Origin of the sequence: Isoptericola sp. NPDC060185 (genome assembly GCF_042728595.1) — a bacterium.
Lineage (GTDB): Bacteria > Actinomycetota > Actinomycetes > Actinomycetales > Cellulomonadaceae > Isoptericola.
Map to the genome: position 1 here is coordinate 35,491 of NZ_JBHWYY010000016.1, position 26,784 is coordinate 62,274.

Genomic DNA, 26,784 nt, shown 5'->3' on the forward strand with positions numbered 1-26,784 from the left:
CGACCCGCCGCGCCGCGGCGGTAGGTTGGCCGGGTGCCAGCCCGTGCCGTGGTCCTGCCCGCAACGCCCCTGCTCGTGCCCGGTGCCGGCGGGGACGTCGACCGGCTGGGCGACGTCCGGCGGGCGGTCGACGAGGCGCTGGACCGTCTCGTGTCCGGGCCGGCGGCGACCACGGCGGGTGACGGAACTCTCGTCGTGCTGGCGCCCGTCCCGCGCGCCGGGCACGGCCGGGTCGGCCGGCTGCGCCCGTCGCTCGCGGGCGCGGGGGTGGCGGACCGCTGGGTGCCCGCGGTCGCCGGCTGGCCGGACGCGGGCGCCACGACCGCGCACGTGCCGGCGTCGGTCGCGCTCGTCGCCCTGCGGGCGGCGCTCGTCCGGGCGGGGCGTGAGGCGGACGTGGCCGACGTCGTGGTGGTGGAGGTGGGCGCGGACGGACCCGGCGCCGACGCCCGCGCCGCGCTCGGCCGGGCGCGCGGGATCGTCGTGGCCGGAGGGGCCGTCCCCGGGACGTCCGGCGCGGCCGCAGACCCGACCCCGGACACGGCTGCGGACCTGGCTCCGGACCTGGGCTCCGACCTTGCAGCGGACCTGGCCGCCGAACGGGGAGCATCGGCTGCGCTGGCGCTTGCCCCGGCCGTCCGCGTCGCCCTCGACGCGACGGCCGCGCCGGGAGCCTGGGCCTGGCAGGTCGGCGCTGTACCGGGCGGGCACGAGCACCTCCCGGCGTCCTACCCGGTGGCCGAGGGCGAGATCGTCGGCGCCGACCGGCCCGCACGGGCGTAGCGCCCGCGCGGGACCGGCCTCCGGCCTCGTGGGGGCCGACGGGTTCAGCAGACCGACGGCGTCAGCAGACCGATGGCGTCAGCAGACCCGACGACGTCAGGAGACCAGGGAAGCGGCGACGGCATCGGCCTCCTCGTCGCGCCCGAGGGCTCGCAGCGTGCCCACGAGCTCGTCGGCGACGGCGGTGCGCGCGTCGCGGTCGCCGACCGCGGTCAGGCCCTCCAGGGCCGCTCGCAGCGGGTCCGCGGCCGAGGCGGCGTCTCCGGCCGCGCGTCGGGCGCTGCCGGTCAGCCAGAACGCGTGGGCGGCGTCACGGAGAAGGCCGGCGCGGCCGAGCTCCTCGGCGACGCGCTCCGCCTCGGCCGCCGCCTCCGCGTGCCGGCCGGCGGTCGCGACGAGCCGGGCGCGGACGTCGCGCAGCTGGAGTGCCTCGGCCGTCACCTGTGCGCCGCGCCGCTCGGCCAGCTGCTGCGCGAGGTCGGGTGTGGGCGCCTCGGGGAGCCCGTCCGTCGCGTGCTCGAGGTCGTCGAGGGTTCGCTCGACGGCGGCCACCGCGGCCTCCAGGTCACCGGTGCGCGCCTGTACGGTCGCGGCGGCGCGCACCACCGGGCCCGCGAACACGGGGTCGGTGCCGGCCGCGCGGAGCAGCGCGACCGCGCGAACGAAGGCGGGGGCCGCGCCCTCGTCGTCGCCGAGGACGGCGGCGATCTGCGCCGCCTCGGCGAGCGCGAAGCCGGCGTCCTCGAGCCGGCCCAGCTCTTCAGCGAGGCGTGACGCCTCGAGGTAGGCGCCCGACGCCGCGACGGGGTCCGGGGTCTCCTCCGCGCGGGCCAGGGCCGCGGAGACCGGGTCGGCGTCGACGACCAGGCCGACGTCGATGCCCGCGGGGGACTGCGCGTCGACGCCCGCGGGGAAGTCGGGCACCTCGGTGCCGGCCGCTGGAGCCACCTCGGGGGCCGCCTGGGCGGCGGCGCGGGCCGCCGCGGCGAGCACACCGATCTCGACGGGAAGGAGCCGCGACCGCCGCTCCCACGCGGCCTCCAGGAGCCGTGCGTGCCGGTCGGTGCCGTTGCGTGCGTCGAAGGAGGCTGCGATGGGGGCGACCTGGGCGCGGGCCCAGTCGTCGAGCTCGGCGACCGTGGTCGCGGGGACGCCAGGCAGGCGGACCGCCGTGTCGCCCCGCGTCTCGCGCAGCACCCCGGTGGCGACCGCCACGTGGGTGAGCACCGCGAGCCGCTCGCCCGGTGAGTCGGAGACCGTGAGGTGCTCGGGGTAGGCGTGCAGCAGGCGCAGGGCCCGCTCCGGGTGGCCGGCGCGGGCGAGGAACTCCACGTGCCGGGCGACGGAGATCTCCTTCGACACGGCGGCGTCGAGGTGGCTCATGGCGCTGCGGTGCGCGGCGGCGGCGCCGTCGGCGTCGCCGAGGTCCAGCAGGAGCAGCTCCAGCAGTGCCTCCATGCCCGCCGGCTCGTCCCCGCAGCTCGCTCCCGAGCGTGCGGCGGCGACGACGAGGTCCGCCGCCTCGCGCACCCGGCCCGTCTCGGCCAGGTACTCGGCCTGCTGGCTCGGGGTGCAGGCGGCGCAGTCGGAGAAGCTGTCGCGCGGCGTCGTGATCCAGGTGCGGTAGGCGGCTTCGGTGCCGGGGTCGCCCTGCGAGCGGAGCCAGGCGAACCGCTCGCCCGCCACCGCGCTGGTCCCGTTGCCCGCGAGGGCGTAGCGGCGCTCCATGTCGTCGAGCGTCGCGTCGATCTGAGCGGTCGGGACGGAGGGGAAGCGGGCGAGCAGCCCGACCATCCACTTGAACGACCAGAAGAGCGAGTGCTGGTCGCTGCCGTCGAAGAGCTCCGGGTGCTCGTCCCACCAACGCACCAGCTGCGTGAAGGGCAGGAACGCCTTCTCCGCCTCCGGGGTCGACGTGTACGAGTCGACCAGTGCGAACAGGGCGTACGCCCGCGCCTCGTCCGGCCCCTCCGCGGTGATGCGCGCGGCCTCCTGCTCCGCGGCGGCGCTGCGGGCGACGCCGTACGGCATGCTCATGATCGTCGAGACGGCACTGTTCGCCTCGTCCAGGGTGCGGGTCATCGTGCGTCGTCCTCGGTCTCGTGGCTGGACTGGGTGCCCGGGTGGTGGGGCGGGGCGGGCAGCGCGCGCTCGAGGAGCGTGCGCAGGGCGTCGTCGAGCAGCCCGGCCTCCGGGCCCGCGAGCGGGCGGCCGGAGGCGAGGAGCGCCGTGACGTAGAGCGAGCGGGCCCCGGCCGCGCGGACCGGGGCGTCCCCGGCGGCGAGCAGGGCGCGGACCGTCGGGTTGGCGTCGTTCAGCACCAGCCGTCGTGCCCGGGCCGGCCCGGTGAGGCCGGCGAGGACCGCGCCCCACACGTCCGTGGTGCCGTCGACCGGCGTGGCCGCCTCCCGGGCCTGGCGCGTGTGCTCGCCGTCCCGGTCGGACAGGAGCAGCGCGGGCACCTCGGCGGGCTCGAAGACGCGCAGCTCGACGTCGCAGTCCTGGTCGGCCAGGTCGTCGCGCAGCGCGGACAGGGCGTCCGTCACCTCGAGCTCGCGCACCGGCGCCACCGCCGCGAGGACGGCCTCCAGGTCGCCCGGCGCGACGGGGGCGAGGCGCCAGGCCGGGTGCCGACGGGCGACGCGGGCCAGCAGGTCGGCGTCGTACACGTAGCCCGCGTTGAGCACGGGCAGCCCCTGCGCGGCCGCGACGGCGGCGACCCGGCGGTACTCCTCGACGCTCGTGGTCCACAGCACGCGCGCCGGCGCATCGCCGTCGGCGGGCTGGGCCAGGTCGGCGAGCGTGCGGGTGCCGACGGTGGTCTCGAACGGCAGCACGCGGGCGGCGAGGTCGAGCATCGCGTCGTCCTGCACGGCCAGGGCGCGGACGGCGAGGTGGTGGGTGGACAGGAAGGCGCGGCCCAGCGGCGACGGCTCGGCGAGCGTCTCGATCGTCCAGGCGCGCACGCGCTCGCCGAGCGCCTCGCGCGCGGCGAGCAGGATCTCGTCCTCGAACAGGCCCTCGCGCGACGCCGTCGGGCGCAGCGCCGAGGCGTCCACGACGCAGCGCACGAAGAACGCCCAGTCGGGCAGCAGCCCCTCGACGCCCGTGCCGAGCAGCATCCGCTTGAGCGACACCCGGTGGTGCGCCGAGGTGGACGGGGCGACGGCGGCGGGCAGCACGAAGGCGACGCCCGTGAGGCCCGCGACCGGCAGGTCGAGGTCGACGTGCGCGAGCGGCGTGAAGCCGAGCGTGCGCTCGCAGTACGCGGCCAGCGCGCGGCGGCGCTCGGCGTCGTCCGCGTACGCCCGCCGCCACGGCAGCTCGTCCCCGCTGAGCCGGCGACGGGCGGTGCCGCCGTCGTCCAGGCGCGTCTCGATCGACACGTCCACCGGCAGCAGGCCGCCGAAGTCGGCCGCGAGGGCGGCCACCGTGCCGGGCTCGAGCCAGTGCTCCGCGTCCCGAAGTGGGCGCAGCCGCACGACGCTGCCGGGCTCCGCGGGCGCCTCGGGGTCGGCGGGGTCGAGCTCGGTCAGCTCGTACCGGCCGTCGGCGTAGCCGCGCCAGCGCACGGGCGGCGCCCCGGGGGAGCGGGCCGAGCGCGAGACCAGGTCGATCTCGTCCGCGACCATGAACGCCGACAGCAGCCCGATGCCGAACTGGCCGAGGAACTCCTCGCGCCCGCCCCCGAACCCGCCGCCGAGCGCCCCTTCGAGGGGGTCGGTGGCGGGGTCCAGCGGGTCGTCCCGCTTCGAGCTGCGGCCGATGGTGGCCAGCAGGTCGCGCGCCTCGTCGGCCGTGAGCCCGACGCCCGTGTCGTGCACCTCGAGGCCGCCGTCGTCCAGGGGCCGCAGGAGCACCCGCGCGGGTGCGTCGGGGTCGAGGGCGCGGCGCGCGGTGATCGCGTCCACGCCGTTCTGGAGCAGCTCGCGCAGGTAGACCCGCGGGCTGGAGTACAGGTGCCGGCTGAGCAGCTCGACGAGCCCGCGCAGGTCGACCTGGAACGCGTCGGTGCCGCTGCTCACCGCACGTCGCCGGCGGTCTCGGGCGCGGGGTACCGCTCGTCGAGCGCCTCGAAGAACGACAGGCCTGTGGCGAGGCCGCAGTCGACGATGCGCTCGAGCTGCTCGTCGTTCGCGCCGCTGCGCAGGTCGGTGGCCACCTCGGCGTACACGACGACTCCCGAGCCGTCGTCCTCCGGGCGGGCGAAGACCTTGGGCCAGATCCGCTCCACGTTCCAGGCGTTGAGCATCCCCGTGAGCGCGTCCAGCTCGGCCAGGGGCAGCGTGCGGCTCCAGCGGCCGCGGATCTGCAGGATGCCGCGGGGCTCGCCCACCAGGAGGAAGTAGAACGTGTTGTCGTCCCAGACGCCGCCGAGGTCGCCGTCGTCGTCGATGCCGAAGTACCAGTCCCGGCGCGTCATGAGCGCCTCGAGCCGGTCGCGCGTCAGCGCGGCGGGGGCGGCGGGGGCCGCGTCGGTCGGCTTGGTGAAGTAACCCATGGGTCCTCGGTTCCGTGCGATGGCCAGCGGCGCGCGGGAGATCGTCGCGCCGGGCAGCGGTGGGGGTGGTGAAGGACACCCTATGCAGCCCGTCCGACAAGCGGCCCGGAGCGGGTCGTGGCCCCCGGGCTAGGGTCGTCGCGTGAGCGTTCTGCCCCCCGCACCGAGCCCTGCCCAGAGCCCGGCCCCGAGCCCGCCGGGCGCCCCCGTGGTCGTGGCCGTCGTCGGCCCCACCGCCACCGGGAAGTCCGACCTCGCGCTCGACCTGGCCCAGGCCCTGTCCCCCGAGGGTGAGGCCGACCTGCGGGGCGCGGCCGACGCCGAGGTGGTCAACGCCGACGCCTTCCAGCTCTACCGCGGCATGGACGTCGGCACCGCGAAGGTGCCGAAGGCCGAGCGGCGAGGGATCGCCCACCACCAGCTCGACGTCCTGGACCCCCGCGACGACGCGTCCGTCGCGCGCTACCAGGCCGAGGCCCGCGCCGACCTCGACGCCATCGCGGGGCGCGGCGCCCGTGCCGTCGTCGTGGGCGGGTCCGGCCTCTACGTGCGGGCCCTGCTCGACCACATGGACTTCCCCGGCACCGACCCGGACGTGCGGGCCCGCCTCGAGGAACGCGCCGAGCGCGAGGGGCGGCGCGCGCTGCACGACGAGCTCGCCCGGCTCGACCCCGGCGCCGCCGCGTCGATCGGCCCGCACAACACGCGCCGGATCGTGCGGGCGCTCGAGGTCATCGAGCTCACCGGTCGCCCGTACACCGCCAACCTGCCGCGCCAGGAGCACGTCCGCCCGGCCGTGCAGATCGGGCTGGACTGCGACCGCGCCGTGCTCGACGCCCGGGTGGCCGGCCGGGTGGACCGGATGTGGGACGAGGGCCTGGTCGAGGAGGTGCGGTCGCTCGCGTCGCCCGCGCAGGGCGGGACGGGCGCGGGCATGGGCACGACGGCGGCCCGTGCCGTCGGCTACGCGGAGCTCCTCGCGTGCTGGCGCGGGGAGCTCACCCCGGACGCCGCCCGCGAGGCGATCGTCGCGAACACGCGCCGGCTGGCCCGCAAGCAGATGGGCTGGTTCGGCCGAGACCCGCGCGTGTGCTGGCTCGACGCCGGGTCGCCCGACCTGCTCGAGCAGGCGCTCGCGGTGGTCCGCGCCGCCGACGCCGGCAGGCTGCCTGCGCCCGGCGCGCAGGCCGTGCGCCGTAGTCTGGGCTCATGACGCTGCGCTTCACCAAGGGCCACGGCACCCAGAACGACTTCGTGCTGGTCGCCGACACCCGGGGGGACCTCGAGCTGACCCCCGAGCACGTGCGGCGCCTCACCGACCGCCGCGGCGGGATCGGCGGCGACGGCGTCATCCGCCTGACCCCCACGGCCGCGATCGCGCGCGCCGGGGAGAAGGTCGCCGACGCGGTGCTCGCCGAGGAGCCCACGGCGATCTGGTTCATGGACTACCGCAACGCCGACGGCTCCGTCGCGCAGATGTGCGGCAACGGCGTGCGCGTCTTCACCGCGTTCGCCGAGCAGCTCGGCCTCGCCGACCTCGCCGACGGCCAGGAGCTCGCCCTCGGCACCCGGGCCGGGGTGCGACGGGTCCGCAAGGAGCCCGGCGGCTGGTACGCGGTCGACATGGGGGCCTGGTCCCTGCCGGGCGGGGACGAGGCCGCGCGGCGCGGCGCGGACGCCGCCGTGCTGGTGCGCGACTGGGCGGCGCCGCGGCCCGCCCTGAGCGTCGACATGGGCAACCCGCACACGGTCGTCGCCCTGGCGCGGGAGGAGGAGCTCGCGGACGCCGACCTGACCCGCGCCCCGGAGGTCGACCCGCTGCCCCCCGAGGGCACCAACGTGGAGCTCGTCGTGCCCCTGCCGGAGGCCACGGACGCCGACGGGCGCGCGGTCGGTCGCCTGCGCATGCGGGTGCACGAGCGGGGCGTCGGCGAGACCCGCTCCTGCGGGACGGGCGCGTGCGCCGCGGCGCTCGCGGTGCGCACGTGGGCGCTGGCCGGCGCGGCGGGCCCCGTGCCGGACGTGTGGGAGGTCGAGGTGCCGGGTGGGCTCGTGCGGGTCCGCCTGCTCGACGGCGGGCACGTGGAGCTCGCGGGTCCGGCGGAGCTCGTGTTCAGCGGCGAGACCGAGCTCTGAGACGCCGGTCGGTCAACCGACCCGCAGGACGCGGAAGCCCTTCGACGAGGCGGTGCGCTCGACGTCGCGGCCCAGCTCGTCGACGATCCACCGGGCGAGCGAGTCCGAGCCGAGGTTCTTCTGCACCACCAGCCACGCGGCCGCACCGGGCGCGAGGCGGGGGAGCCACGCGCGCATCAGGTCGTGCAGCACCGCCTTGCCCACGCGGATCGGCGGGTTCGACCAGATCGCGGCGAACCGCACGTCGTCCGGCACCTCCTCGGCGCGCACGGCGCGGACGTTCCCCAGGCCCAGCCGGTCCGCCGTCGAGCGCAGCAGGTCAAGCGCGCGCTCGTTGACGTCCACCGCCCAGACGGTGGCGTCGGGCGAGGTCAGCGCCATCGTGAGGGCGATCGGCCCCCAGCCGCAGCCCAGGTCGAGGAGGTCGCCCGTGGCGGGCGAGGCCGGCACCTCGCGAAGCAGCACCTGGGTGCCCTTGTCCACGCCGCCGGGGGAGAAGACCCCGCCCGCGACGTCCACCTCCACATCCTGGCCCGCGAGCCGGACGACGGCGCGACGGCGCTCGGCGTCCGAGGCCGGGCGCGCGGTGAAGTAGTGGTCGGGCTGCTCGGTCACCCGCCGATCCTAGGTCGCGCGCGGACCCGGGCCGGGTCCCGGACCACGACGCGGCTCGCGAAATTCTCTCCGCCGGGACGATCTGGCGTGGGACCCTTGTTGCAGCAGAAGGACGGCCAGGCCGTCGATCCCGACCCGAGAGGCACACCTTGACCCACACCCCGACCGACCCCGACACCCCGCAGGCCGACGAGAATCCCGGCGCGGAGACCTCCGCGGCCGACCGGCGCGCCGCGGAGCGCGACGCGCAGGCCATCGCGCAGGACGTCGTGGCTCGGGTGCTCGCTCGGGCCGGGACGGCGCGCTCCGAGGGTGCCACGGTGCACACGGCGCACGACGGCGACCAGCTCGACCTGGAGGAGCGCATCTCGCTGCGCCGCGTCGCCGGGCTCTCGACGGAGCTCGAGGACGTCACCGAGGTCGAGTACCGGCAGCTGCGCCTGGAGCGCGTCGTTCTCGTCGGCCTGTACTCCGGCGGCGAGGCGGCGGCCCGTGAGGCGGAGGTCTCGCTCCGCGAGCTCGCGGCCCTCGCCGAGACGGCCGGCTCGCAGGTCCTCGACGGCATGCTGCAGCGCCGTCAGAAGCCCGACCCGGGCACGTACCTCGGCTCCGGCAAGGCGGCCGAGCTGGCCGACGTCGTCGCGACCCTGGGCGCCGACACCGTGGTCGCCGACACCGAGCTGGCCCCCTCCCAGCGGCGTGCGCTGGAGGACATCGTCAAGGTCAAGGTCGTCGACCGGACCGCGCTGATCCTCGACATCTTCGCCCAGCACGCCAAGTCGCGGGAGGGCAAGGCGCAGGTCGAGCTCGCCCAGCTCGAGTACCTGCTGCCGCGCCTGCGCGGCTGGGGCGACTCGATGTCCCGCCAGGCCGGTGGCCAGGTGGGCGGCCAGGGCGCCGGCATGGGCTCCCGCGGCCCCGGTGAGACGAAGATCGAGCTGGACCGTCGGCGGATCCGCAACCGCATGGCCAAGCTGCGTCGCGAGATCGCCGCGATGGCGCCGGGGCGCGAGACGAAGCGGCTCGACCGCAGGCGGCACGGCGTGCCGAACGTCGCGATCGCGGGCTACACCAACGCGGGCAAGTCCTCGCTGCTCAACGCGATGACCGACGCGGGCGTCCTCGTGGAGAACGCCCTGTTCGCCACGCTGGATCCCACCGTCCGCAAGGCGCGCACCGAGGACGGGCGCCCGTACACGCTCACCGACACCGTCGGGTTCGTGCGGCACCTGCCGCACCAGCTCGTCGAGGCGTTCCGTTCCACGCTCGAGGAGGTGGGCGACGCCGCGCTGCTCCTGCACGTGGTCGACGTCTCCCACCCGGACCCCGAGGGGCAGATCGCCGCGGTGCGCGAGGTGCTGGCGGAGATCCCCGGGATCGCCGACGTGCGCGAGGTCGTGGTGCTGAACAAGGCCGACGTCGCCGACCCGGCCGTGGTCGGCCGCGTGCAGCGCCGCGAGCGGCACAGCGTCGTCGTGTCCGCCCACTCGGGCGAGGGCATGGCCGAGCTGCGCGAGCTGGTGGCCGCCGAGCTGCCCCAGCCCCAGGTCGAGATCGATCTCGTGGTGCCGTACTCCCGCGGCGACCTCGTGCACCGCGCGCACGAGACCGGCGGCTCCGTCGCGGAGGAGCACCTCGCCGAGGGCACGCGCCTGCGCGGCCGCGTCGACGAGAGCCTGGCGGCGGAGCTGCGGCACGTCGCCGTCGCGGGCTGAACGTCCGGCCGCGGGCGGCCCCTTCGGGCGCGTCCGCGGCCGTCCACCGTCGTCGGCGCACGGCGTCGGTCGGTCGGTGGCCCGCCCTAGGATCGTCGGGTGACCTCCGCCGACACCCCCGACGCCCAGCAGCTCCTCGACCTGGCGGTGGGGGCGCTCGGCGGCGGCCGGCGCGACGGGCAGCACCAGATGGCGGCGGCCGTCGCGGAGTCCGTCGAGCAAGGCCGGCACCTGCTCGTCCAGGCCGGGACCGGCACCGGCAAGTCGCTCGCCTACCTGGTGCCCGCCGTGCGCCACGCCGTCGTCGACGGCAAGCGCGTCATCGTCTCGACGGCCACCCTGGCGCTCCAGCGCCAGGTCGTGACGCGCGACCTGCCCCTCGTCGCCGAGGCGGTCGGCCCGAAGCTGCCCCGCGCGCCCAAGGTGGCGCTGCTCAAGGGTTGGCACAACTACCTGTGCAAGCACAAGGTCACCGGCGGGTACCCGGTCGAGGGCGCCACCCTGTTCGACCTGCCCGCCGATCCCGGCCCCGGCGAGGGTGCCGGCGCGGAGCAGCACCCTGCGCCCACAGGCGCGCGCGGCCGGGGCGGTCGCGACGACGCCGCCAGCCTCGCCGACCACGTGCGCCGCCTGCACGCCTGGGCGGACGAGACCGACACCGGCGACCGCGACGATCTCGTCCCCGGCGTCCCGGACCGGGCCTGGAGACAGGTCTCGGTCACGGCCCTGGAGTGCCTGGGCCAGCGGTGCCCGCTGCTCACGGAGTGCTTCCCCGAGCACGCCCGTGCGGCGGCGCGCGAGGCGGACGTCGTCGTCACGAACCACGCCATGCTCGGCATCGCGGTCTCCGGCAGCCCGGGTGTCCTGCCCGAGCACGACGCCGTCGTCGTCGACGAGGCCCACGAGCTGGCGGAGCGGGTCACCGCGGCCGCCACCGTGGACCTGTCCCTGACCGTCGTGGAGCACGCCGCGCGCCTCGCGCGCCGCCACGGGGGCACCGAGACCTCGGCGCTCGACGCGGCGTCCCAGCAGCTCGGCACGCTGCTCGCCACGGCCCCGGCGGAGCGCTTCCCCCTGGGCCTGCCCGACGAGCTGCGCGCCGCCGTCGCCGCCGTGCGCGATGCCGCACGCGAGCTCCTCACCCGGCTCAAGCCCGCAGGCGAGTCCAAGGGCCAGTCAGCGCCGGACGCGGGGATGAAGATGGCGCAGTCCGCCGTGCTGCAGCTCTTCGAGGTCGCGGAGCGCATGGCGGCCCAGGACACGACGGCCGACGTCCTGTGGTGCTCCCGGCCGCCCGAGAACGCGCCCTGGGCCGGGGACGGCGTCACCCGGCTGCACGCAGCGCCGCTGGCGGTGGCGGGCCTCATCCGCACCCACCTGCTCGGGGAGGCCACGGGCGTCTTCACCTCCGCGACCCTCGCCCTCGGCGGCACCTTCGACCCGGTGGCGCGGTCCCTGGGCCTCGCGGGGTCGGGCGGCACGGGCGAGACACCGGACTGGACGGGCCTCGACGTGGGCAGCCCCTTCGACTACCCGCGCCAGGGGATCCTCTACGTGGCCCGCCATCTGCCCGCCCCGGGCCGCGAGCCGACCACCGACGCGCAGCTCGACGAGATCGCGGGGCTCGTCAAGGCGGCCGGCGGCCGCACCCTCGGGCTGTTCTCGTCCCGGCGCGCGGCGGTCGCGGCGGCCGAGGCGATGCGCGAGCGGCTCGACGTGCCGATCCTGTGCCAGGGCGACGACCAGCTGCCCACCCTCGTGAAGGCGTTCGCGGACGACCCGGCCACGTGCCTCTTCGGCACCCTCTCGCTCTGGCAGGGCGTGGACGTCCCCGGGCCCAGCTGCCAGCTCGTGCTCGTCGACCGGATCCCGTTCCCGCGCCCCGACGATCCGGTGAAGGCCGCGCGGGCCCGCTCGGTCGAGCAGGCGGGCGGGAACGGGTTCATGCAGGTCTCGGCCACGCACGCCGCCCTCCTGCTGGCCCAGGGGGCGGGACGCCTCGTGCGCACGGGGGACGATCGCGGCGTGGTCGCGGTCCTCGACCCGCGCCTCGCGACGGCCCGCTACGGGTCGTTCCTGACGCGGTCGATGCCAGACTTCTGGCCCACGACCGACGGCGAGCTGGTCCGTGCTGCGCTGCGGCGGCTGGACACCTAGCCTGGGCGCGTGGACGGCACACGCAGCACGACCAAGCTCGCGATCGTCGGCGCCGGCGCGGTGGGCTCCACCCTCGCGTACGCAGCGCTCGCCCGAGGGGCGGCACGCTCCATCGCCCTGATGGACGTCAACCGCGCCAAGGTCGAGGCCGAGGTCCTCGACCTGAGGCACGGGAGCATGTTCATCCCGCAGGCGGAGATCGAAGGCTCCGACGACGTCGAGGTGTGCCGCGGAGCCGACGTCGTGGCCGTCACCGCCGGCGCCAAGCAGAAGCCGGGCCAGAGTCGCCTGGACCTGGCCGAGGCGACGGTGGGCCTCACCCGCACGATCCTGCCGCGGCTGCTGGAGGTCGCGCCGGACGCGATCTACCTCATGGTGACCAACCCCGTCGACGTGGTGACGTACGCGGCGCAGGAGATCAGCGGCCTGCCGGCCGAGCGGGTGTTCGGCAGCGGCACGGTCCTGGACTCCTCCCGGCTGCGCGACGCGCTCGCCCGCCACTGCGGGGTCGCGGTCGGCAACGTGCACGCGAACATCGCGGGCGAGCACGGCGACTCGGAGATCGTGCTGTGGAGCTCGGCGACGATCGCCGGGGTGCCGCTGCTGGACTGGCGCCCCTTCCGTGGTCGGCCGCCGCTCGACGAGCCCGCCCGGCACCGGATCGCCACGGACGTCGTGGAGTCGGCCTACCGGGTCATCGCCGGCAAGGGGGCCACCAACTACGCCGTGGGCCTGGCAGCCACCCGCATCATCGAGGCGGTCCTGAACGACGAGCACCGCGTGATGAACGTGTCGTCCCGCCTGGACGGCTTCTACGGCATCAGCGACGTCTGCCTCTCGGTGCCGTCCCTGGTGGACCGGCGCGGCGTGGCGGAGACGATCGACACCCCGCTGTCCGACGACGAGGTCGCCGGCCTGCGGGCGTCGGCCGAGGGCATGCGCGAGGTGCAGCGCCGGCTCGGGTTCTGACCCGCGACGCGGCCCTGACGCGACTAACCCCCGGCCCGCACGGGCCGGGGGTTCGTCGCGCCGTCGGGGTGCGGCGTCGCGCTCAGAGGCTGCGGAGCACGGCCACCACCCGGCCGAGCACCTGGGCGTCGTCGCCCGGGATGGGGGAGTAGGCGGCATTCTGCGGCATGAGCCACGTGTGCCCGCCGGACTGCTTGAACGTCTTGACCGTCGCCTCGCCGTCGATCATGGCGGCGACGACCTCGCCGTTCTCCGCGACCGGCTGGCTGCGGACGACCACCCAGTCGCCGTCGCAGATGGCCGCGTCGACCATCGAGTCGCCCGCCACCTTGAGCAGGAACAGCTCGCCGTCGCCCACGACCTGGCGGGGGAGCGGGAAGACGTCCTCGACGACCTGCTCGGCGAGGATCGGGCCGCCCGCCGCGATCCGGCCCACGAGCGGGACGTAGGACGGGGCCTCGGCGGGCTGTGCGTCGGAGCCCGCGACCGAGCCGGCGGCGAACCCCGGGGTGCGCGGCGCGAACGCCGGGGTCCCGCCGTCGGTCGCGGCGGGTGCCTCGGGGTCGACGACCTCGATCGCGCGGGGCCGGTTCGGGTCACGGCGCAGGAAGCCCTTGCGCTCCAGCGTCGTCAGCTGATGCTTGACGGACGAGGGGCTGGCGAGACCCACGGCCTCGCCGATCTCCCGCATGGTCGGGGGGTAGCCGCGGTCCTCGACGGAGCGGCGGATCGTCTCGAGCACACGGCGCTGGCGCGGCGTGAGCCGGTCGGCCGCCGGGGCGATCTCGCTCACCGAGGCGAGCGCCGTCTCCGCTGTCGACGTGTCCTCAGGGGTCTCCTGCTGCGCCGGCCACGGCGTGGCAACCGTCGTGGACGCCGGGGCGTGGTCCCGTCCGCTGGTCATCGCGTTCTCCGTCCTGCAGGGGCGCGGCCCGCTGACGGGCCGATGAAATCCGACAAACCTTCCATCGCGCTGCTGGTCACTCTAGGCCAGTTCCGGCCCGACATCAAACATCTGTTCGATCAGGCCTCGACCGTGTCGTCGTGACGTGGTACACCTAGTACAGCCGTTCGACGTACAGGTGTTCGACGAACGGCTGTTCGACGGCAGTCGCCCGACCGGCGGCGACGCGACGTGAACCGGAGGTAGGACGATGCAGAACGCGCCCAGCACCACCGAAGCTCCGGGGTTCCTCGGGCTCGGCGGCCTCCGGCTCACGCGACGCGGGCGTGTCGTGGTCGCCGCGCTCGTCCTTCTCGTCCTCGTCGGCGCGGGCCTGGTCGGCCAGCGCGCGGTGGCGGACGCTCCCGGGTCGGGCGTGGAGGTCCGGCTCCACACGGTCCAGCCGGGCGAGACGCTGTGGCAGTACGCCCGCGCGGTCCGGGACTCGGGCGAGGACCTGCGCGACGTCGTCGCGGACCTCCGCCAGCTGAACGGCCTCACGACGGCGGAGCTGCAGGCCGGTCAGGTGGTGCTCCTGCCCGAGGACTGAGGGCGCGCGGCACGACCCGGCGCCGCGAAGATGCGAGGATGGACCCTGCTTGCGCCGGGCGCGGCGTCCCGCATACCTTGTCGGGCAGCCGGGCGCCGGTCCGGAGCCGAGCGCAGGAGACCAGCGATGCACTGCCCGTTCTGCCGCCACGAGGACTCGCGAGTCATCGACTCGCGCACCTCCGACGACGGTTCGTCGATCCGCCGACGGCGGCAGTGCCCGGCGTGCCAGCGCCGCTTCACCACGATCGAGACGGCGAGCCTGTCGGTCGCCAAGCGTTCCGGCGTGACCGAGCCGTTCAGCCGCGACAAGGTGGTCGCGGGCGTGCGCAAGGCGTGCCAGGGCCGGCCCGTGAGCTCCGACGACCTGGCTCTGCTGGCGCAACGGGTCGAGGAGACGCTGCGTGCGTCGGGCCGCCCCGAGATCGAGGCGAACGAGGTCGGGCTGGCCATCCTCGGGCCCCTGCGCGAGCTGGACGAGGTCGCCTACCTGCGATTCGCGAGCGTGTACCAGTCATTCGAGTCCCTGGAGGACTTCGAGAGCGCGATCACGTCCCTGCGGGCGGAGCGCGAGGCGCGGGCCGAGGACGCGGGGCAGGACGAGGACGTCGAGACGGGTGGCGCCGAGCCCGCGGTCGCCGGCCGGGACGCGTCGCGCTGAGGCGAGGCCCCTCCCGGGGTCCCCGAGCCGCCTCGCGGCGCCGGGTTCGCCCGCTCCGGGCGAAATGCCCTTGGCGCGACGCGCGGGGGTGGAGCATGCTGGACGGCACCAGGTGCTGCGCGGTCCGCCGTGCGAGCACGTCCACCCCGACGACGACGAGGTGATCGTGATGACGACGGACGACTCCAGGGCGGCCAAGCCCAGCGAGGACACGAAGGCGCGCTTCCGGGAGGCGCTGGAGCGGAAGAACGCCGCCAGCCACCCGACCGCCGGCAAGGACGGCAACACCGGCCAGGTGCACGGCTCGGAGACCTCCGGCCCGGTGCAGAAGATGTTCCGCCGCAAGTCCGGCTGAGCGGGCCGGTCCCACCACGACGCGAGGGCGTCCCCGGAGTCCCGGGGACGCCCTCGGCGCGTGTCGGCGGGTGTGCCCGTCGCGTCAGCCCGCGGCGGGGCCGGGCGGGAACTCGGGCCGCTCGAAGGCGTCGCGGATGCGCAGGCGGATCGTGGACGGCATGGCCTGCAGCTTGGCCGACGCGCCGCGCTGGGTGACGTCGGAGATGTCCGTGACGACGTAGCCGACCTCGCCGCGGGTGGCGAGCATCTGCGCCTCGATGTTGGCGCCGTGGTCCGCGAAGACCTGGTTCACCGCGGCGAGGACGCCCGGGACGTTGCGGTGCAGCAGCATGATGCGGCCCACGCCGGTGTGCGCGAGCTGCAGGTTCGGCAGGTTGACGGACAGGGTGGTGGACCCGGTCGCCATGAAGTCGCGGAGCTTCTTCGACACGAACTCTCCGATGGCCTCCTGCGCCTCCTCCGTGGAGCCGCCGACGTGCGGCGTGAGGATGACGTTCGGCAGGCCGCGCAGCGGGGAGGTGAACCCGTCACCGCGCTTCTTCGGCTCGGTGGGGAAGACGTCGACGGCGGCGCCGCCCAGGTGGCCGGACAGGATGTGCTGCCGCAGGGCCTCGACGTCGACCACGAACCCGCGCGAGAGGTTGAGGAAGATCGCGCCCGGCTTCATCCCCGCGAACAGGTCCGCGCCGAAGAGGCCCGCGTTGCCGGGGCGCCCGTCGACGTGGATCGTCACGGCGTCGGCCTCGGCGAGCAGCTCCTCGATCGTCTCGACGCGGTGGGCGTTGCCCAGCGCGAGCTTCTCGGCGGTGTCGTAGAAGACGACCCGCATGCCGAGGTTCTCGGCGAGGACCGACAGCTGGGAGCCGATGTTCCCGTACCCGATGATGCCGAGCGTGCGACCGCGCACCTCGTGCGAGCCCTCCGCGGTCTTGTCCCACACGCCGTCGTGCAGCGACTTGTCGCGCACGGTGAGGCGTCGGGTCAGCGCGATGATCTCGGAGATCGCGAGCTCCACCACGGAGCGCGTGTTGGAGTAGGGCGCGTTGAACACCGCGACCCCGTGGGCCGCGGCGGCCTCGAGGTCGATCTGGTTGGTCCCGATGGAGAAGGTGCCGACGGCCTGCAGGCCGGGCACGCTCTGGAGGACCTTGCGGGTCACGGTGGTCTTGGACCGGATGCCGAGGATCTGGAAGTCCGCGAGGGACTCGATCAGCTCGGCCTCGTCGAGCGCGCCGGGGCGCGTGACGACCTCGATGCCCGCATCACGAAGATTCTGGGCAGCGACAGGGTGGACGTTCTCGAGAAGGAGGGCTCGCAGCACGAGGCCATGGTGCGCCCCGCGGCACCACGCCCACAAACGCGTCTCACCATTCCGGCGTCACGTCCGGCGTCACGCCGCGGCGAGCTCCACGATCCCCGCGGGCAGCGGCTGCTCGTGCACGACGACGAGGCGCTGGGTGGGCCGCGTCATCGCCACGTAGAGGTCGGAGGCCCCGCCGGGGCCGCCCGTGACGGCGACCGGCTCGACCAGCACGACGGCGTCGAACTCGAGACCCTTCGTCTCCCGCGGGTCGAGCACGACCACCTGGGCGTCCTCCGGCCTCTGGGCGAGGAGGCGGTCCGCCTCGGCGCGGCCGAGGGCCTCGGGGAGGATCGCCTCGACGGCCTCGCGCAGCGCGGCGACCTGCTGCGCGGCCGCGACGACGGCGACGCGGCCCGCGCCGTCCGGCCCCACGAACTCGGCCGCCAGCGCGGCCACCTGGTCGCGGACCGCCTGGACGAGCACGGGGCGCGCCGCCCCGGAGGGCGTGACCCGTGCCAGCTCCAGCGCGCCGGGCACCTCGCGGGCCGCCGTGAGGGGCGACGTCGGCAGCCCGGCGGCGGCCGCCATGCGCTGCGCGGCGTCGGCGACAGCGGCCGGCGTGCGGTAGCTCACGGTCAGCTCCTCGAGCCGCCAGGAGTCGCCGAGCACGGGGCCGAGGGCCTGGCCCCAGGACCGCGCCCCCGCCGCGGACGACGTCTGGGCGACGTCCCCGACGATCGTCATCGAGCGGGTCGGCACCCGTCGCACGAGCATGCGCCAGGCCATGGGGGACAGCTCCTGCGCCTCGTCGACCACGACGTGCCCGTAGGTCCACGTGCGGTCCTCGGCGGCGCGCTCGGCCGTCGTCAGGCGCGGCCCGGTCGACTCGAAGCGGGACGCCAGGGTCTCGGCGTCCACGAGGCCGCCGCCGGCGCCGGTCGACTCGAGCACCGAGCGGGCGTACTCGAGCTCGGCCGCGCGCTCCGCGGCGCGGGCCTTCGCCTCGGCGCGAGCGATGGAGCCGTCCTCGCCGAGCAGCTCGGCGGCCTCGTCGAGCAGGGGGACGTCGGCCTCGGTCCACGGCGCGTCGGGCTCACGCCGCAGCGTCGCCCGCTCGCGGGCGGACAGCTCGGGGGCGGCCTCGGCGAGCCGGTGGGGCTTCGCGAAGAGGTCGGCGACGAGCTTCTCGGGCGAGATCGGGAACCACGCGAGGTTGAGCGCCACCCGCACGTCGCGGTGCGAGCGCAGGTCCTCCGTGACCATCGCGACGTCCTCGGGCGCGAGCTCGGTGTCCGCCGCGGCCCGGTACTGGTCGACCAGGCGGGCGAGCATGTCGCGCACGAACGACGCGCGGGCCTCGTTGTGCGGCTTGTGGGTGCGGCGGGCGCGCGCGATCGCGTCGCGCACGTCGCGGCGGCGCACGACGAGGTCGTAGCCCTCGAGCCGGAACCGCACGTCGCGCTCGGGGACGCGCTCGCGGGCGCGTACCGCACGGCGCACGACCTCCCGCCACAGGAGGCGGCCCTTGATCTCGGTGGCCGCGGGGCCGTCGACGGCGGTGGCCCGGATGCCGGGGAGCAGCTCGCCGACGGTCGTGGCCACCACGCCGGTCTCGCCGAGCGAGGGCAGCACCTGGTCGATGTAGCGCAGGAACGCGCGGCTCGGGCCGACCAGCAGCACGCCGCTGCGCTCCAGGACGCGGCGGTGCGCGTACAGCAGGTAGGCGGCGCGGTGCAGCGCGACGGCCGTCTTGCCCGTCCCCGGCCCGCCCTGCACGACGAGCGCGCCTGCGAGCTCGGCGCGGATGATCCGGTCCTGCTCGCCCTGGATGGTCGCGACGATGTCGGTCATCCGGCCGGTGCGGCGTGCGGCCAGCGACGCGAGCAGGGCTCCCTCGCCGGAGAGCGTCGAGGCCGCGAGCGTGCCGTCGCCGTCCTCGCCGTCGGCGGCCTGCAGGGCGTCGAGGTCGAGCACCTCGTCCTCGAGGCCGGTGACGCTGCGCCCGGAGGTCACGAGGTGCCGCCGGCGCCGGACGCCGGCGGGGTGCAGCGCCGTCGCTCGGTAGAACGGGGTCGCGGCGGGCGCGCGCCAGTCCGTCAGGAGCGAGCGGTGGTCGGCGTCGGCCAGGCCGATGCGACCGACGTAGCGGGTGCCGCCGTCGTCGAGGTCGAGCCGCCCGAAGGCGAGCCGGTCCTCGACGGCGTCGAGCTGTGCCACCCGGTCCTCGTAGAGCGTCGCGAACGCGTCCCGCTCGCTGCGGTTCTGGGGCGAGCCCGAGGGGCCCGAGCGGCGGACCTCCGCGAGCCGGTCGCGCGTCGCGCGCCGCAGCTCGTCCAGTCGGGCGTAGAGGGTGTCGACGACACCCTGCTCGCGTGCCAGCTCGTCGTGCCTGCCCGCCACGCATCCTCCCAGCGTCCTTCGCCGCGCTCGTCGGGTGGCGCGGCCCCGTTGCGGCGGACCATCATTGCAGATGCCGAGGGGCCCTGGGTGCACGGTCCGTGCGACCGCCCCGGCACACGGTCCGGACGAAGGTCCCCGACGCTCGCCCGGCCTGCCCCGGTCGTGGGGCGACGCGCCGGGCGCCGGGCTCCGGGCGTGCGGCGGCGTCGGGGCTAGGATCTGGCGCATGAGCAGCGGCGACGTCCTGCGCGCAGGGTCCGAGGGACCCGCCGAAGACGCGACGGCGACCGTGCTCCTCGTGGAGGACGACGACGGGGACGCGCTGCTCGTGACGGAGCTGCTCGACGACGCCGAGGTGGCGGTCGTGCTGCGGCGCGCCCGGTCGGTCGCCGAGGCAGTCGAGGCTCTGTCACGGCCCGGCGGGTCGCCCGGCGTGGACTGCGTCCTGCTGGACCTCGGTCTGCCCGACGCCGTCGGGCTCACGGCGGTGTCCCGGCTGCGCGAGGTCGCCGAGCGCGTGCACGACGTCCCCGCGCTCGTGGTGCTCACCGGTCTCACCGGGGGCGACCAGGGGCTGCAGGCCGTCGCCGCGGGCGCGGACGACTACCTGGTGAAGGGCGAGACGGACGCCGGGCTGCTGGGCCGGTCGCTGCGTTACGCGCTGCAGCGTCGTCGCTCGGCGGCCCAGCAGCGCGCGCTGTACCGCAGCGCGGTCCGGGCGGAGGAGACCGCGCGCCTCGAGCGCGCGCTGCTGCCCAACCCGCTGGTGGGGGACGAGCGCGTCTCGGTCATGGTGGGGTACCTGCCGGGCGGCGGCGGCCTGCTCGGGGGCGACTTCTTCGACACCGTCGAGCGGCCGGACGGGAGCGTCCTGTCGGTCGTGGGCGACGTCGCGGGCCACGGCCCCGACGAGGCGGCCCTCGGCGCCACGCTGCGCACGGCGTGGCGCACGCTCGTGCTGACCGGGACCCCGCCGGAGCATGTCCTCGAGCAGCTGGAGCGGGTGCTCCTCACGGAGCGGGCGCGCCCCGAGGTCTTCGTGACGCTGGCCCAGGTGGTCGTCACGCCCGACCGGTCGGGCGTGGACCTCTACCTGGCCGGGCACCTGCCGCCCCTGCTCATCACCGGTCCTGTGGGCGACCTGCGCTGCGAGCTGCTCGCGCCGACCGGCCGCGGGCGCGCGCTGGGAGTGCCGGTCGAGGGCGGCTGGCGGCCGCGGCGCATCGACCTCGACGGGCCGTTCGCCCTCATGCTCTACACCGACGGGCTGGTGGAGGCCGAGGTGCACGCGGGCCCGCCCACCGCCGGGGGCGGCCCGGCGGGGGAGCCGCCGGTGGACGGGCTGGGCCGGGACGCGCTGGGGCTCGCGGCGCTGCAGGGAGGGCGGGGAGCACCTGTCGGACCGCTGCGCCGGCGGGTGCCCCGGCTCGGGCAGTCGGGCCTGCACGACCTCGTCGCCGACGACCTGGACCGGCACGGGATCGTCGGCGTCGTCGAGCGCGTGCTGCGGCGGGTGCGGGCGCTGCACGGCGGCCCGCTGACCGACGACGCGGCGCTGCTCGTGCTCGGCTGGACGGGCCGCGACACCCCGTACCTGGGGGAGCGGTCGTCGACCCTCGCCGACTCTGCCGAGTGGGCCCGCCCGTGAGACGCGACCGCCCGCTGCACGACGTCGTCCTGCGGCTCCTGCTCATCGTCGGCGCGGTGCTGCTCCTCGCCCTCGGCGTGGCGCTCGTGGCCGTCCAGCGGTCCATCTCGCTGCTCAAGGTCGGGGCCGGGAACGAGGCGGTGGACGCGGCGAACGCCTGGCACCGGGTGCTGCTCGTGGTGGTCGTCGTCCTGGTGCTCCTCGTCGTGCTCATGGGGTGGTTCATGTGGCGCGCCCTGCAGCGCGGGGTGACGCGGCCGCTCGCCCGGCTGGCGGACTCGGTGCGGGCGGCCGCCACCGGGGCGCACGACCACGAGATCCGGGTCGAGGGCACCGGGGAGGTCGCGGCCCTCGCGGCGGACGTGGAGCACATGCGGCGGGAGCTGGTGGCGCAGGTGGCGGAGGTGCGCGCGTCGCACGCCGAGACCGAGCGGACGCACGCTCAGCTCGCCGAGCAGGCGCGGGAGCTCGCCCGTTCCAACCTGGAGCTCGCGCGCTCGAACCGTGACCTGGAGCAGTTCGCGTACGTCGCGTCGCACGACCTGCAGGAGCCGCTGCGCAAGGTCGCGAGCTTCACCCAGCTGCTGCAGAAGCGCTACGGCGAGCAGCTGGACGACCGGGCGGACCAGTACATCGCGTTCGCCGTCGACGGCGCGCTGCGCATGCAGCGGCTCATCCAGGACCTCCTGGCGTTCTCGCGCGTCGGGCGCTCCGGCGGCCCGAAGGAGGAGGTCGACCTCGAGCAGGTCCTCGAGCAGGTCCGGCACGACCTGGGCGAGCGGATCGCCGAGGCGGGGGCGGAGATCAGCCACGACCCGCTGCCGGTGGTGCACGGCGAGCGGGCGCTGCTGGCGATGCTGCTGACGAACGTCGTGGGCAACGCCGTGAAGTTCCGGGACCCCGACCGACCCCCGCACGTCCACGTGTCGGCCCGTCGCCTGCCCGCGCCGGAGGCCGGCTGGGAGGTGTCGTGCGCGGACAACGGGATCGGGATCGACCCGCAGTACGCGGAGCGGGTCTTCGTCATCTTCCAGCGCCTGCACCCCAAGGACGTGTACACGGGCACCGGCATCGGGCTCGCCCTGGTCAAGCGGGTGGTCGAGCACCACGGCGGGCGGGTCTGGCTCGAGCCGTCGGACGGCGGCGGGACCACCGTCCGCTGGACCCTGCCCGACAGCGACGAGGCGGCCGACGCCATCGTCGGCTAGGCTCGGGGAACGTCGCTGACCTGCGACGACGCACCTGGAGTGCGCCCCGACCGGGGGCTCGACGACGGCGAGGAGTGGCGATGGCGGACCAGCAGGCGGGTATCGAGGTCCTCCTCGTCGAGGACGACCCGGGCGACGTGCTGATGACCCGGGAGGCGTTCGAGGAGCACAAGGTCGTCAACCGGCTCTCGGTGGTCGCCGACGGTGTCAGCGCGATGGCGTACCTGCGCAAGGAGGGCGAGCACGAGGACGCCCCGACGCCCGACCTCATCCTCCTCGACCTCAACCTGCCGCGGATGGACGGCCGGGAGGTGCTCGCCGCGGTCAAGGCCGACGAGCGGCTGAAGCACATCCCCGTGGTCGTGCTCACGACCTCGGAGGCGGAGGAGGACGTGCTCCGCTCGTACTCGCTGCACGCGAACGCGTACGTGACCAAGCCGGTGGACTTCGACCGGTTCATCCAGGTGGTCCGCCAGATCGACGACTTCTTCGTCACCGTGGTGCGCCTGCCGCGCCGCTGACCGCGGGCCACCGCGGCACGGTGCGACGGCGGTGCCGACGGCCGGGAAGGATCCTGGCGGCGGGACGGTTGTCACTCCTGCGGGCGCGAGCCCGCCGGCGCGAGCCGGAACCCGAGGAGGACACCGTTGCTGGACCCGCAGAGCATCTACGAGGTCGACGAGGCCGCCGTCGAGCGCGTCCTGCCCCGCCGTGGGCCCGACGCCCCGTCGACCGGCGACGGACCCGTGCTGCTGCACGCCCTCGACGGGTTCGTCGACGCCGGCTCCGCGGCCGAGATCGCCGTGGACCACGTCACCGACGAGCTGACCACCACCCGCCTCGTGACGTTCGACGTCGACCGGCTGCTGGACTACCGCTCCAAGCGGGTCGGGATGACCTTCGACGCCGACCGGTGGTCGTCGTACGACGAGCCGTTCCTCGTGCTCGACCACGTGGCGGACCGGGAGGGGACGGGCTTCCTGCTGCTGCACGGCTCCGAGCCGGACCTGCAGTGGGAGCGCGTCGTCGCGGCGGTGAAGGGGCTCGTGGAGCGGTTCGACGTCTCGCTGACGGTCGGCTTCCACGGCATCCCGATGGGCGTGCCGCACACGCGGCCGCTCTCCCTGACGGCACACGGCACGCGGCCGGGCCTGGTCGAGGACTACACGTCGTTCTTCGGGACCGTGCGCGTCCCGGGCTCGCTGGCCGCGCTGCTGGAGTACCGCCTCGGCGAGGCAGGGCACGACGCGATCGGGTTCACCGTCCACGTGCCGCACTACCTGGCGCAGTCGCGCTACGCCCCGGCCGCGGTGGTGGCGCTGCGGCACGTGGAGCGCGCCACGGGTCTCGACCTGGCGACCGGCCTCCTGGCCGAGGCCGCGGCCGACGCGACGATCGAGGTGGAGAAGCAGGTCGGGGAGTCCACCGAGGTCAAGGCCGTCGTCCGGGCGCTCGAGGAGCAGTACGACGCCTTCACGCGGTCGGTGGGCCGCCCGAGCCTGCTCGCCGAGCAGGCGCCGCTGCCCACGGCCGAGGAGCTCGGCGCCGAGTTCGAGAGGTTCCTGGCCCAGCGCGACGACGACTGACGCCCGCAATGGTCGTTGCGCGGCATATCCGTGGCACGACGGTGTGGTCCGTGCCACACTGACCGCGTTGCAGAGGCGTTCCTCGCAGGAACCGCGGCGGCGGCCTGTGCAGCGACGGGTGGCCGCCCGGTGTGCCCGTGACCGTTGTGACGGAAGGTCGAAGGATCAGCATGGCGCAAGGTTCTGTGAAGTGGTTCAACTCCGAGAAGGGCTACGGCTTCATCGCCCAGGACGACGGCGGTGCCGACGTCTTCGTGCACTACTCCGCGATCCAGTCGCAGGGGTACCGCTCCCTCGACGAGGCCCAGCGGGTCGAGTTCGAGATCACCCAGGGCCCCAAGGGTCCGCAGGCGGAGCAGGTCGTCCCGCTCTGAGTCCCCGGCACGTCTGACGACGGCCGCGTCCCGGCGTGGGGGCGCGGCCGTCGTCGTGCGCGGGGGCCTTCAGGCGCCGGCGAACCGGGCCAGCTCGTCCCCGACCAGGAGCCGCGCGGGCACGGGCAGGCTGCGCAGGCGGCGCGCGAGCGCGGCATCGTCCAGGTCGGGCGCCGTCGGGGGTGCCCCGGCACCGTCGTCCTCCTCGGGCTCGGGCCGCACGGCCACGAGGACCACGTTGCCGTAGCGGCGCCCCTTGAGGATGGCGTGCTCGGCGAGCACCCCGACCCGGCCGTCCTGCACCGCGTCGGGGCCGAACGCGGCCGCCAGGTGCCCGACCTCGCGGCGCGCGAGGTGCAGCGGGGGCCGGTCCGCGCAGTTCGCCAGCAGCACGCCGCCCGGTCGCAGCACCCGGTGCGCGGCGGCGGCGAAGCCGGCGTCGGCCAGGTGGTCGGGGGTGCGGTCGCCGGCGAAGACGTCGCGCACGACGACGTCGAACGACTCCGGTGCGAGGGACGCCAGGGCGTGGCCCGCGTCGTCCGCCCGCAGCCGCAGCCGGGGCGCCCGCGGCAGCGCGAACCACCCCCGGACGAGCTCGAGCAGGCGGGCATCGACGTCGACGCCGAGCTGGCGCGAGTCGGGCCGCTCGTGCTCGACGTGCCGGGCGAGCGCGCACCCAGCCGCCCCGAGGTGCAGCACGCGGAGCGGGCCGTCGGGGAGCCCGGCCAGGACCGCGGCAATCTGCTGCATGTACTCGAAGGCGAGGAAGCCGGGGTCGGCGAGGTCGAGGGCGGAGCTCGGCACGCCGTTGACGTGCAGCGTCACGCGGTCGGGGTGGTCGGGGTCGCGCTCGACCCGGGCCGTGCCGGTGTCGATCGGCACCTCGCCGTCGGGGAGTGTCGGTACGTCGGAGGATGCTGGGTGGCGTCGGCCGGACCGGCGGTCGGGGCGGGAGCCGCCTCGGGAGGTGCGGGACATGGGTCCCAGTCTCCCCGCTCGGCGGCCGGCGCCGGGCCTCGGCCCGGCGGTTGACAGAAATCGAACAGGTGTTCGACACTTGGGTCGGACGCGGGGAAGGCCGCGGAGCACGGGAGGTGCAGGATGTCGGCTCGTACGGGATCTGCCAGGACGCCGGGCGGTCGTGGCCCGGTCGGCGTGGGGGTGCTGCCCCCGAGCCCCGAGGTGGTCAGCCTGCTGGACCGCTCGGACGCCGAGCTCGCGCAGGCGTCGACGGCGTCGGACCCGGCGGACCGCTTCGTGCACGCCCACCTCGCGGCGCTCCGCGCGGCGGCCGCGGTCGTCGCGCTGCGGGGCCGCCCCTCGGCACGCTCGCGGGCCCGCTCCGTCTGGGACATGCTCGCGCTCGTGGAGCCGGACCTCGCCGCCTGGTCCGGGTACTTCGCGTCGGGCGCCCGGGTGCGGGCCGCCGTGGAGGCGGGGCTCGAGCCCGAGGTCGACGCGCACCGCGCCGCCGAGCTGGTCGCGTGCGCGGAGGACTTCCGCGACGAGGTCGGCCTGCTGGTCGACCCGCGTGCCGGGTTCGCCCGGCCGCTCGCGGTCGCCCCGGCGGCGTCGTGAGCCGAGGCCCGCGGGCGGCCGAGGCGTTCCGCGACTGGGGTTCGGACGAGTCGGGTACGTCCGTGCTGCACGTCGACATGGACGCGTTCTTCGCGTCCTGCGAGCTCGTGCGCCGGCCGGAGCTCCGCGGGAGACCCGTGATCGTGGGGGGCCGCGAGCGGGGTGTCGTCCTCGCCGCGACCTACGAGGCGCGCGCGTTCGGGGTCCGCTCGGCGATGTCGATGCCGGCCGCCCTGCGGCTGTGCCCGCAGGCCGTCGTGGTGCCGCCGGACCACCGGCTGTACCACGACGTGTCGGAGTCGGTCATGGAGCTGCTCTCCACCATCACGCCCCTGGTGGAGCGCATCTCGGTCGACGAGGCCTTCCTCGACGTGAGCGGGGCGCGGCGTCGCCTCGGGGCTCCGACGGAGATCGGTGCCCGGCTGCGCGAGCAGGTCCGCGCGGAGCACGGGATCACGTGCTCGGTCGGCGTCGCGCAGAACAAGTTCGTCGCGAAGCTCGCCTCGACCCACGCCAAGCCCGACGGGATGCTGCTGGTGCCGGCAGGCGCCACGGTGCCCTTCCTGCGCACGCTGCCCGTCGGCGCGCTGTGGGGCGTGGGGGAGAAGACGGAGGCAGCGCTCGCCCGGTGGGGCATCACCTCGGTCGCCGAGCTCGCGGACACCGACGTGCCCACCCTCCAGGCGGCCGTCGGGTCGGTGGCCGGCGCGCACCTGCACGACCTGGCCTGGGGACGGGACCCGCGGCCCGTCGTCCCCGGGCACGAGGAGCGCAGCGTGGGGGCCGAGACCACGTTCGAGCGCGACCTGTGGGACCTGGGCGAGGTGGAGCACCGGATGCTGCTTCTCGCGGACCGAGTCGCCGCCAGGATGCGCCACCAGGGCGTCGTCGCGCGCACCGTCGCCGTCAAGGTGCGCACCAGCGACTTCCGCACGCTGACCCGGTCCCGCACCCTCGACGGGCCCACGGACGTCGCCCGGGAGATCCATCTCGTCGCGCGAGAGCTCCTGCGCGCCGCGGACCTTCGCGGGCTGCCCGTCCGGCTGGTCGGTGTCCGCGGAGAGAACCTGCAGGTCAGGTCCGGTCTGGCGGAGCAGGTGACCCTCGACGAGGCCGTAGATCCGCGGCAGGAGGCGCGGCGCGAGGCCGAGCTGGCGCTCGACGCGGTGCGGGAGCGGTTCGGGAGCTCGGCGATCACGCTCGGCGCCGGCTCGGGTCGGGGTCGGGGTTCACCCTCGCCGACTACCGCGCCGGGCAGCGCAGGCATATCCTGAGGGGGTTACCGTTCCACCGCGAGACCC

General features: G+C 75.6%; 24 protein-coding genes. 16 read left to right on the forward strand and 8 right to left on the reverse strand.

The window, feature by feature from the left end; translation table 11 throughout:
- The first annotated feature begins 33 nt into the window (after positions 1–33).
- A complete protein-coding gene (locus ACFWDO_RS08280) occupies positions 34–783 on the forward strand; it encodes a hypothetical protein (protein WP_380315782.1) in 750 nt (249 codons plus the stop codon).
- Positions 784–879: 96 nt separating this feature from the next.
- On the opposite strand, the gene ACFWDO_RS08285 is transcribed toward ACFWDO_RS08280, so the two are convergent.
- Genes ACFWDO_RS08285 through ACFWDO_RS08295 form a run of 3 tightly spaced genes read right to left on the reverse strand, consistent with a single transcriptional unit; the run spans position 880 to position 5,284 of the window.
- A complete protein-coding gene (locus ACFWDO_RS08285; protein ID WP_380315780.1) occupies positions 880–2,865 on the reverse strand; it encodes a hypothetical protein in 1,986 nt (661 codons plus the stop codon).
- Positions 2,862–4,808 (reverse strand): HSP90 family protein, encoded by a 1,947-nt coding sequence (locus ACFWDO_RS08290; protein ID WP_380315778.1) that lies wholly within the window; start codon positions 4,806–4,808, stop codon positions 2,862–2,864. The genes ACFWDO_RS08285 and ACFWDO_RS08290 overlap by 4 nt, the downstream gene beginning before the upstream one ends.
- Complete coding sequence (locus tag ACFWDO_RS08295; RefSeq protein ID WP_380315776.1) at positions 4,805–5,284, reverse strand: YbjN domain-containing protein; 480 nt, start codon at positions 5,282–5,284, stop codon at positions 4,805–4,807. The genes ACFWDO_RS08290 and ACFWDO_RS08295 overlap by 4 nt, the downstream gene beginning before the upstream one ends.
- Positions 5,285–5,435: 151 nt before the next feature.
- Between ACFWDO_RS08295 and miaA the strand changes: the two genes are divergently transcribed.
- Together miaA and dapF are read left to right on the forward strand one after the other, a co-directional pair.
- Positions 5,436–6,497 (forward strand): tRNA (adenosine(37)-N6)-dimethylallyltransferase MiaA, encoded by a 1,062-nt coding sequence (gene miaA / locus ACFWDO_RS08300; RefSeq protein ID WP_380315876.1) that lies wholly within the window; start codon positions 5,436–5,438, stop codon positions 6,495–6,497.
- The gene (gene dapF, locus ACFWDO_RS08305; RefSeq protein ID WP_380315773.1) at positions 6,494–7,420 is read left to right on the forward strand and encodes a diaminopimelate epimerase; all 927 of its coding nucleotides are present in this window, start codon (positions 6,494–6,496) and stop codon (positions 7,418–7,420) included. The genes miaA and dapF overlap by 4 nt, the downstream gene beginning before the upstream one ends.
- 12 nt (positions 7,421–7,432) lie before the next feature.
- Here dapF and ACFWDO_RS08310 read toward each other — a convergent pair whose 3' ends face one another.
- On the reverse strand, positions 7,433–8,035 hold the full coding sequence (locus ACFWDO_RS08310) for a class I SAM-dependent methyltransferase (protein WP_380315770.1): 603 nt from the start codon (positions 8,033–8,035) through the stop codon (positions 7,433–7,435).
- Between the two features lie 149 nt (positions 8,036–8,184).
- Between ACFWDO_RS08310 and hflX the strand changes: the two genes are divergently transcribed.
- The 3 genes from hflX to ACFWDO_RS08325 all read left to right on the forward strand — a co-directional run bounded on the left by hflX (position 8,185) and on the right by ACFWDO_RS08325 (position 12,876).
- Positions 8,185–9,750 carry a GTPase HflX gene (hflX, locus tag ACFWDO_RS08315; RefSeq protein ID WP_380315767.1) on the forward strand — a complete coding sequence of 522 codons (1,566 nt, stop codon included), beginning with the start codon at positions 8,185–8,187 and terminating at the stop codon, positions 9,748–9,750.
- Between the two features lie 99 nt (positions 9,751–9,849).
- The gene (locus ACFWDO_RS08320) at positions 9,850–11,907 is read left to right on the forward strand and encodes an ATP-dependent DNA helicase (protein WP_380315764.1); all 2,058 of its coding nucleotides are present in this window, start codon (positions 9,850–9,852) and stop codon (positions 11,905–11,907) included.
- Positions 11,908–11,916: 9 nt separating this feature from the next.
- Positions 11,917–12,876 carry an L-lactate dehydrogenase gene (locus ACFWDO_RS08325; RefSeq protein WP_380315761.1) on the forward strand — a complete coding sequence of 320 codons (960 nt, stop codon included), beginning with the start codon at positions 11,917–11,919 and terminating at the stop codon, positions 12,874–12,876.
- Positions 12,877–12,958: 82 nt separating this feature from the next.
- Here the strand turns inward: ACFWDO_RS08325 and lexA are convergent, their stop codons facing one another.
- Positions 12,959–13,780 (reverse strand): transcriptional repressor LexA, encoded by an 822-nt coding sequence (gene lexA / locus ACFWDO_RS08330; protein WP_380315758.1) that lies wholly within the window; start codon positions 13,778–13,780, stop codon positions 12,959–12,961.
- 250 nt (positions 13,781–14,030) lie between these two features.
- Between lexA and ACFWDO_RS08335 the strand changes: the two genes are divergently transcribed.
- The 3 genes from ACFWDO_RS08335 to ACFWDO_RS08345 all read left to right on the forward strand — a co-directional run bounded on the left by ACFWDO_RS08335 (position 14,031) and on the right by ACFWDO_RS08345 (position 15,384).
- Complete coding sequence (locus tag ACFWDO_RS08335) at positions 14,031–14,369, forward strand: LysM peptidoglycan-binding domain-containing protein (RefSeq protein ID WP_380315755.1); 339 nt, start codon at positions 14,031–14,033, stop codon at positions 14,367–14,369.
- Positions 14,370–14,495: 126 nt separating this feature from the next.
- Positions 14,496–15,029, forward strand: a complete 534-nt coding sequence (gene nrdR, locus ACFWDO_RS08340; RefSeq protein WP_380315752.1) for a transcriptional regulator NrdR — start codon at positions 14,496–14,498, stop codon at positions 15,027–15,029.
- 169 nt (positions 15,030–15,198) lie between these two features.
- A complete protein-coding gene (locus tag ACFWDO_RS08345; protein ID WP_380315749.1) occupies positions 15,199–15,384 on the forward strand; it encodes a DUF5302 domain-containing protein in 186 nt (61 codons plus the stop codon).
- Between the two features lie 84 nt (positions 15,385–15,468).
- Here the strand turns inward: ACFWDO_RS08345 and serA are convergent, their stop codons facing one another.
- Positions 15,469–16,707 carry a phosphoglycerate dehydrogenase gene (gene serA, locus ACFWDO_RS08350; RefSeq protein ID WP_380315746.1) on the reverse strand — a complete coding sequence of 413 codons (1,239 nt, stop codon included), beginning with the start codon at positions 16,705–16,707 and terminating at the stop codon, positions 15,469–15,471.
- Between the two features lie 69 nt (positions 16,708–16,776).
- Positions 16,777–19,089: a HelD family protein gene (locus tag ACFWDO_RS08355; RefSeq protein WP_380315743.1), complete on the reverse strand. Its 2,313-nt coding sequence runs from the start codon at positions 19,087–19,089 to the stop codon at positions 16,777–16,779.
- Positions 19,090–19,315: 226 nt separating this feature from the next.
- Here ACFWDO_RS08355 and ACFWDO_RS08360 point away from each other — a divergent pair, with 226 nt between their 5' ends.
- The 5 genes from ACFWDO_RS08360 to ACFWDO_RS08380 all read left to right on the forward strand — a co-directional run bounded on the left by ACFWDO_RS08360 (position 19,316) and on the right by ACFWDO_RS08380 (position 23,905).
- Positions 19,316–20,737: a PP2C family protein-serine/threonine phosphatase gene (locus tag ACFWDO_RS08360; protein WP_380315740.1), complete on the forward strand. Its 1,422-nt coding sequence runs from the start codon at positions 19,316–19,318 to the stop codon at positions 20,735–20,737.
- The gene (locus tag ACFWDO_RS08365; protein WP_380315737.1) at positions 20,734–21,945 is read left to right on the forward strand and encodes an ATP-binding protein; all 1,212 of its coding nucleotides are present in this window, start codon (positions 20,734–20,736) and stop codon (positions 21,943–21,945) included. Before ACFWDO_RS08360 ends, ACFWDO_RS08365 begins: the two co-directional genes overlap by 4 nt.
- Positions 21,946–22,025: 80 nt before the next feature.
- Positions 22,026–22,466 carry a response regulator gene (locus ACFWDO_RS08370; protein ID WP_380346889.1) on the forward strand — a complete coding sequence of 147 codons (441 nt, stop codon included), beginning with the start codon at positions 22,026–22,028 and terminating at the stop codon, positions 22,464–22,466.
- A gap of 126 nt (positions 22,467–22,592) precedes the next feature.
- On the forward strand, positions 22,593–23,531 hold the full coding sequence (locus ACFWDO_RS08375; RefSeq protein WP_380327147.1) for a proteasome assembly chaperone family protein: 939 nt from the start codon (positions 22,593–22,595) through the stop codon (positions 23,529–23,531).
- Positions 23,532–23,701: 170 nt separating this feature from the next.
- Entirely contained in the window at positions 23,702–23,905 is a 204-nt protein-coding gene (locus ACFWDO_RS08380) for a cold-shock protein (RefSeq protein ID WP_380327144.1), read from the forward strand.
- A 69-nt stretch (positions 23,906–23,974) separates the two neighbouring features.
- Here the strand turns inward: ACFWDO_RS08380 and ACFWDO_RS08385 are convergent, their stop codons facing one another.
- Positions 23,975–24,787: a spermidine synthase gene (locus tag ACFWDO_RS08385; RefSeq protein ID WP_380319554.1), complete on the reverse strand. Its 813-nt coding sequence runs from the start codon at positions 24,785–24,787 to the stop codon at positions 23,975–23,977.
- Between the two features lie 219 nt (positions 24,788–25,006).
- Between ACFWDO_RS08385 and ACFWDO_RS08390 the strand changes: the two genes are divergently transcribed.
- Complete coding sequence (locus ACFWDO_RS08390; protein WP_380346891.1) at positions 25,007–25,483, forward strand: SAV_6107 family HEPN domain-containing protein; 477 nt, start codon at positions 25,007–25,009, stop codon at positions 25,481–25,483.
- Positions 25,480–26,757 carry a DNA polymerase IV gene (dinB, locus tag ACFWDO_RS08395; RefSeq protein ID WP_380319548.1) on the forward strand — a complete coding sequence of 426 codons (1,278 nt, stop codon included), beginning with the start codon at positions 25,480–25,482 and terminating at the stop codon, positions 26,755–26,757. The genes ACFWDO_RS08390 and dinB overlap by 4 nt, the downstream gene beginning before the upstream one ends.
- Positions 26,758–26,784: the final 27 nt, after the last annotated feature.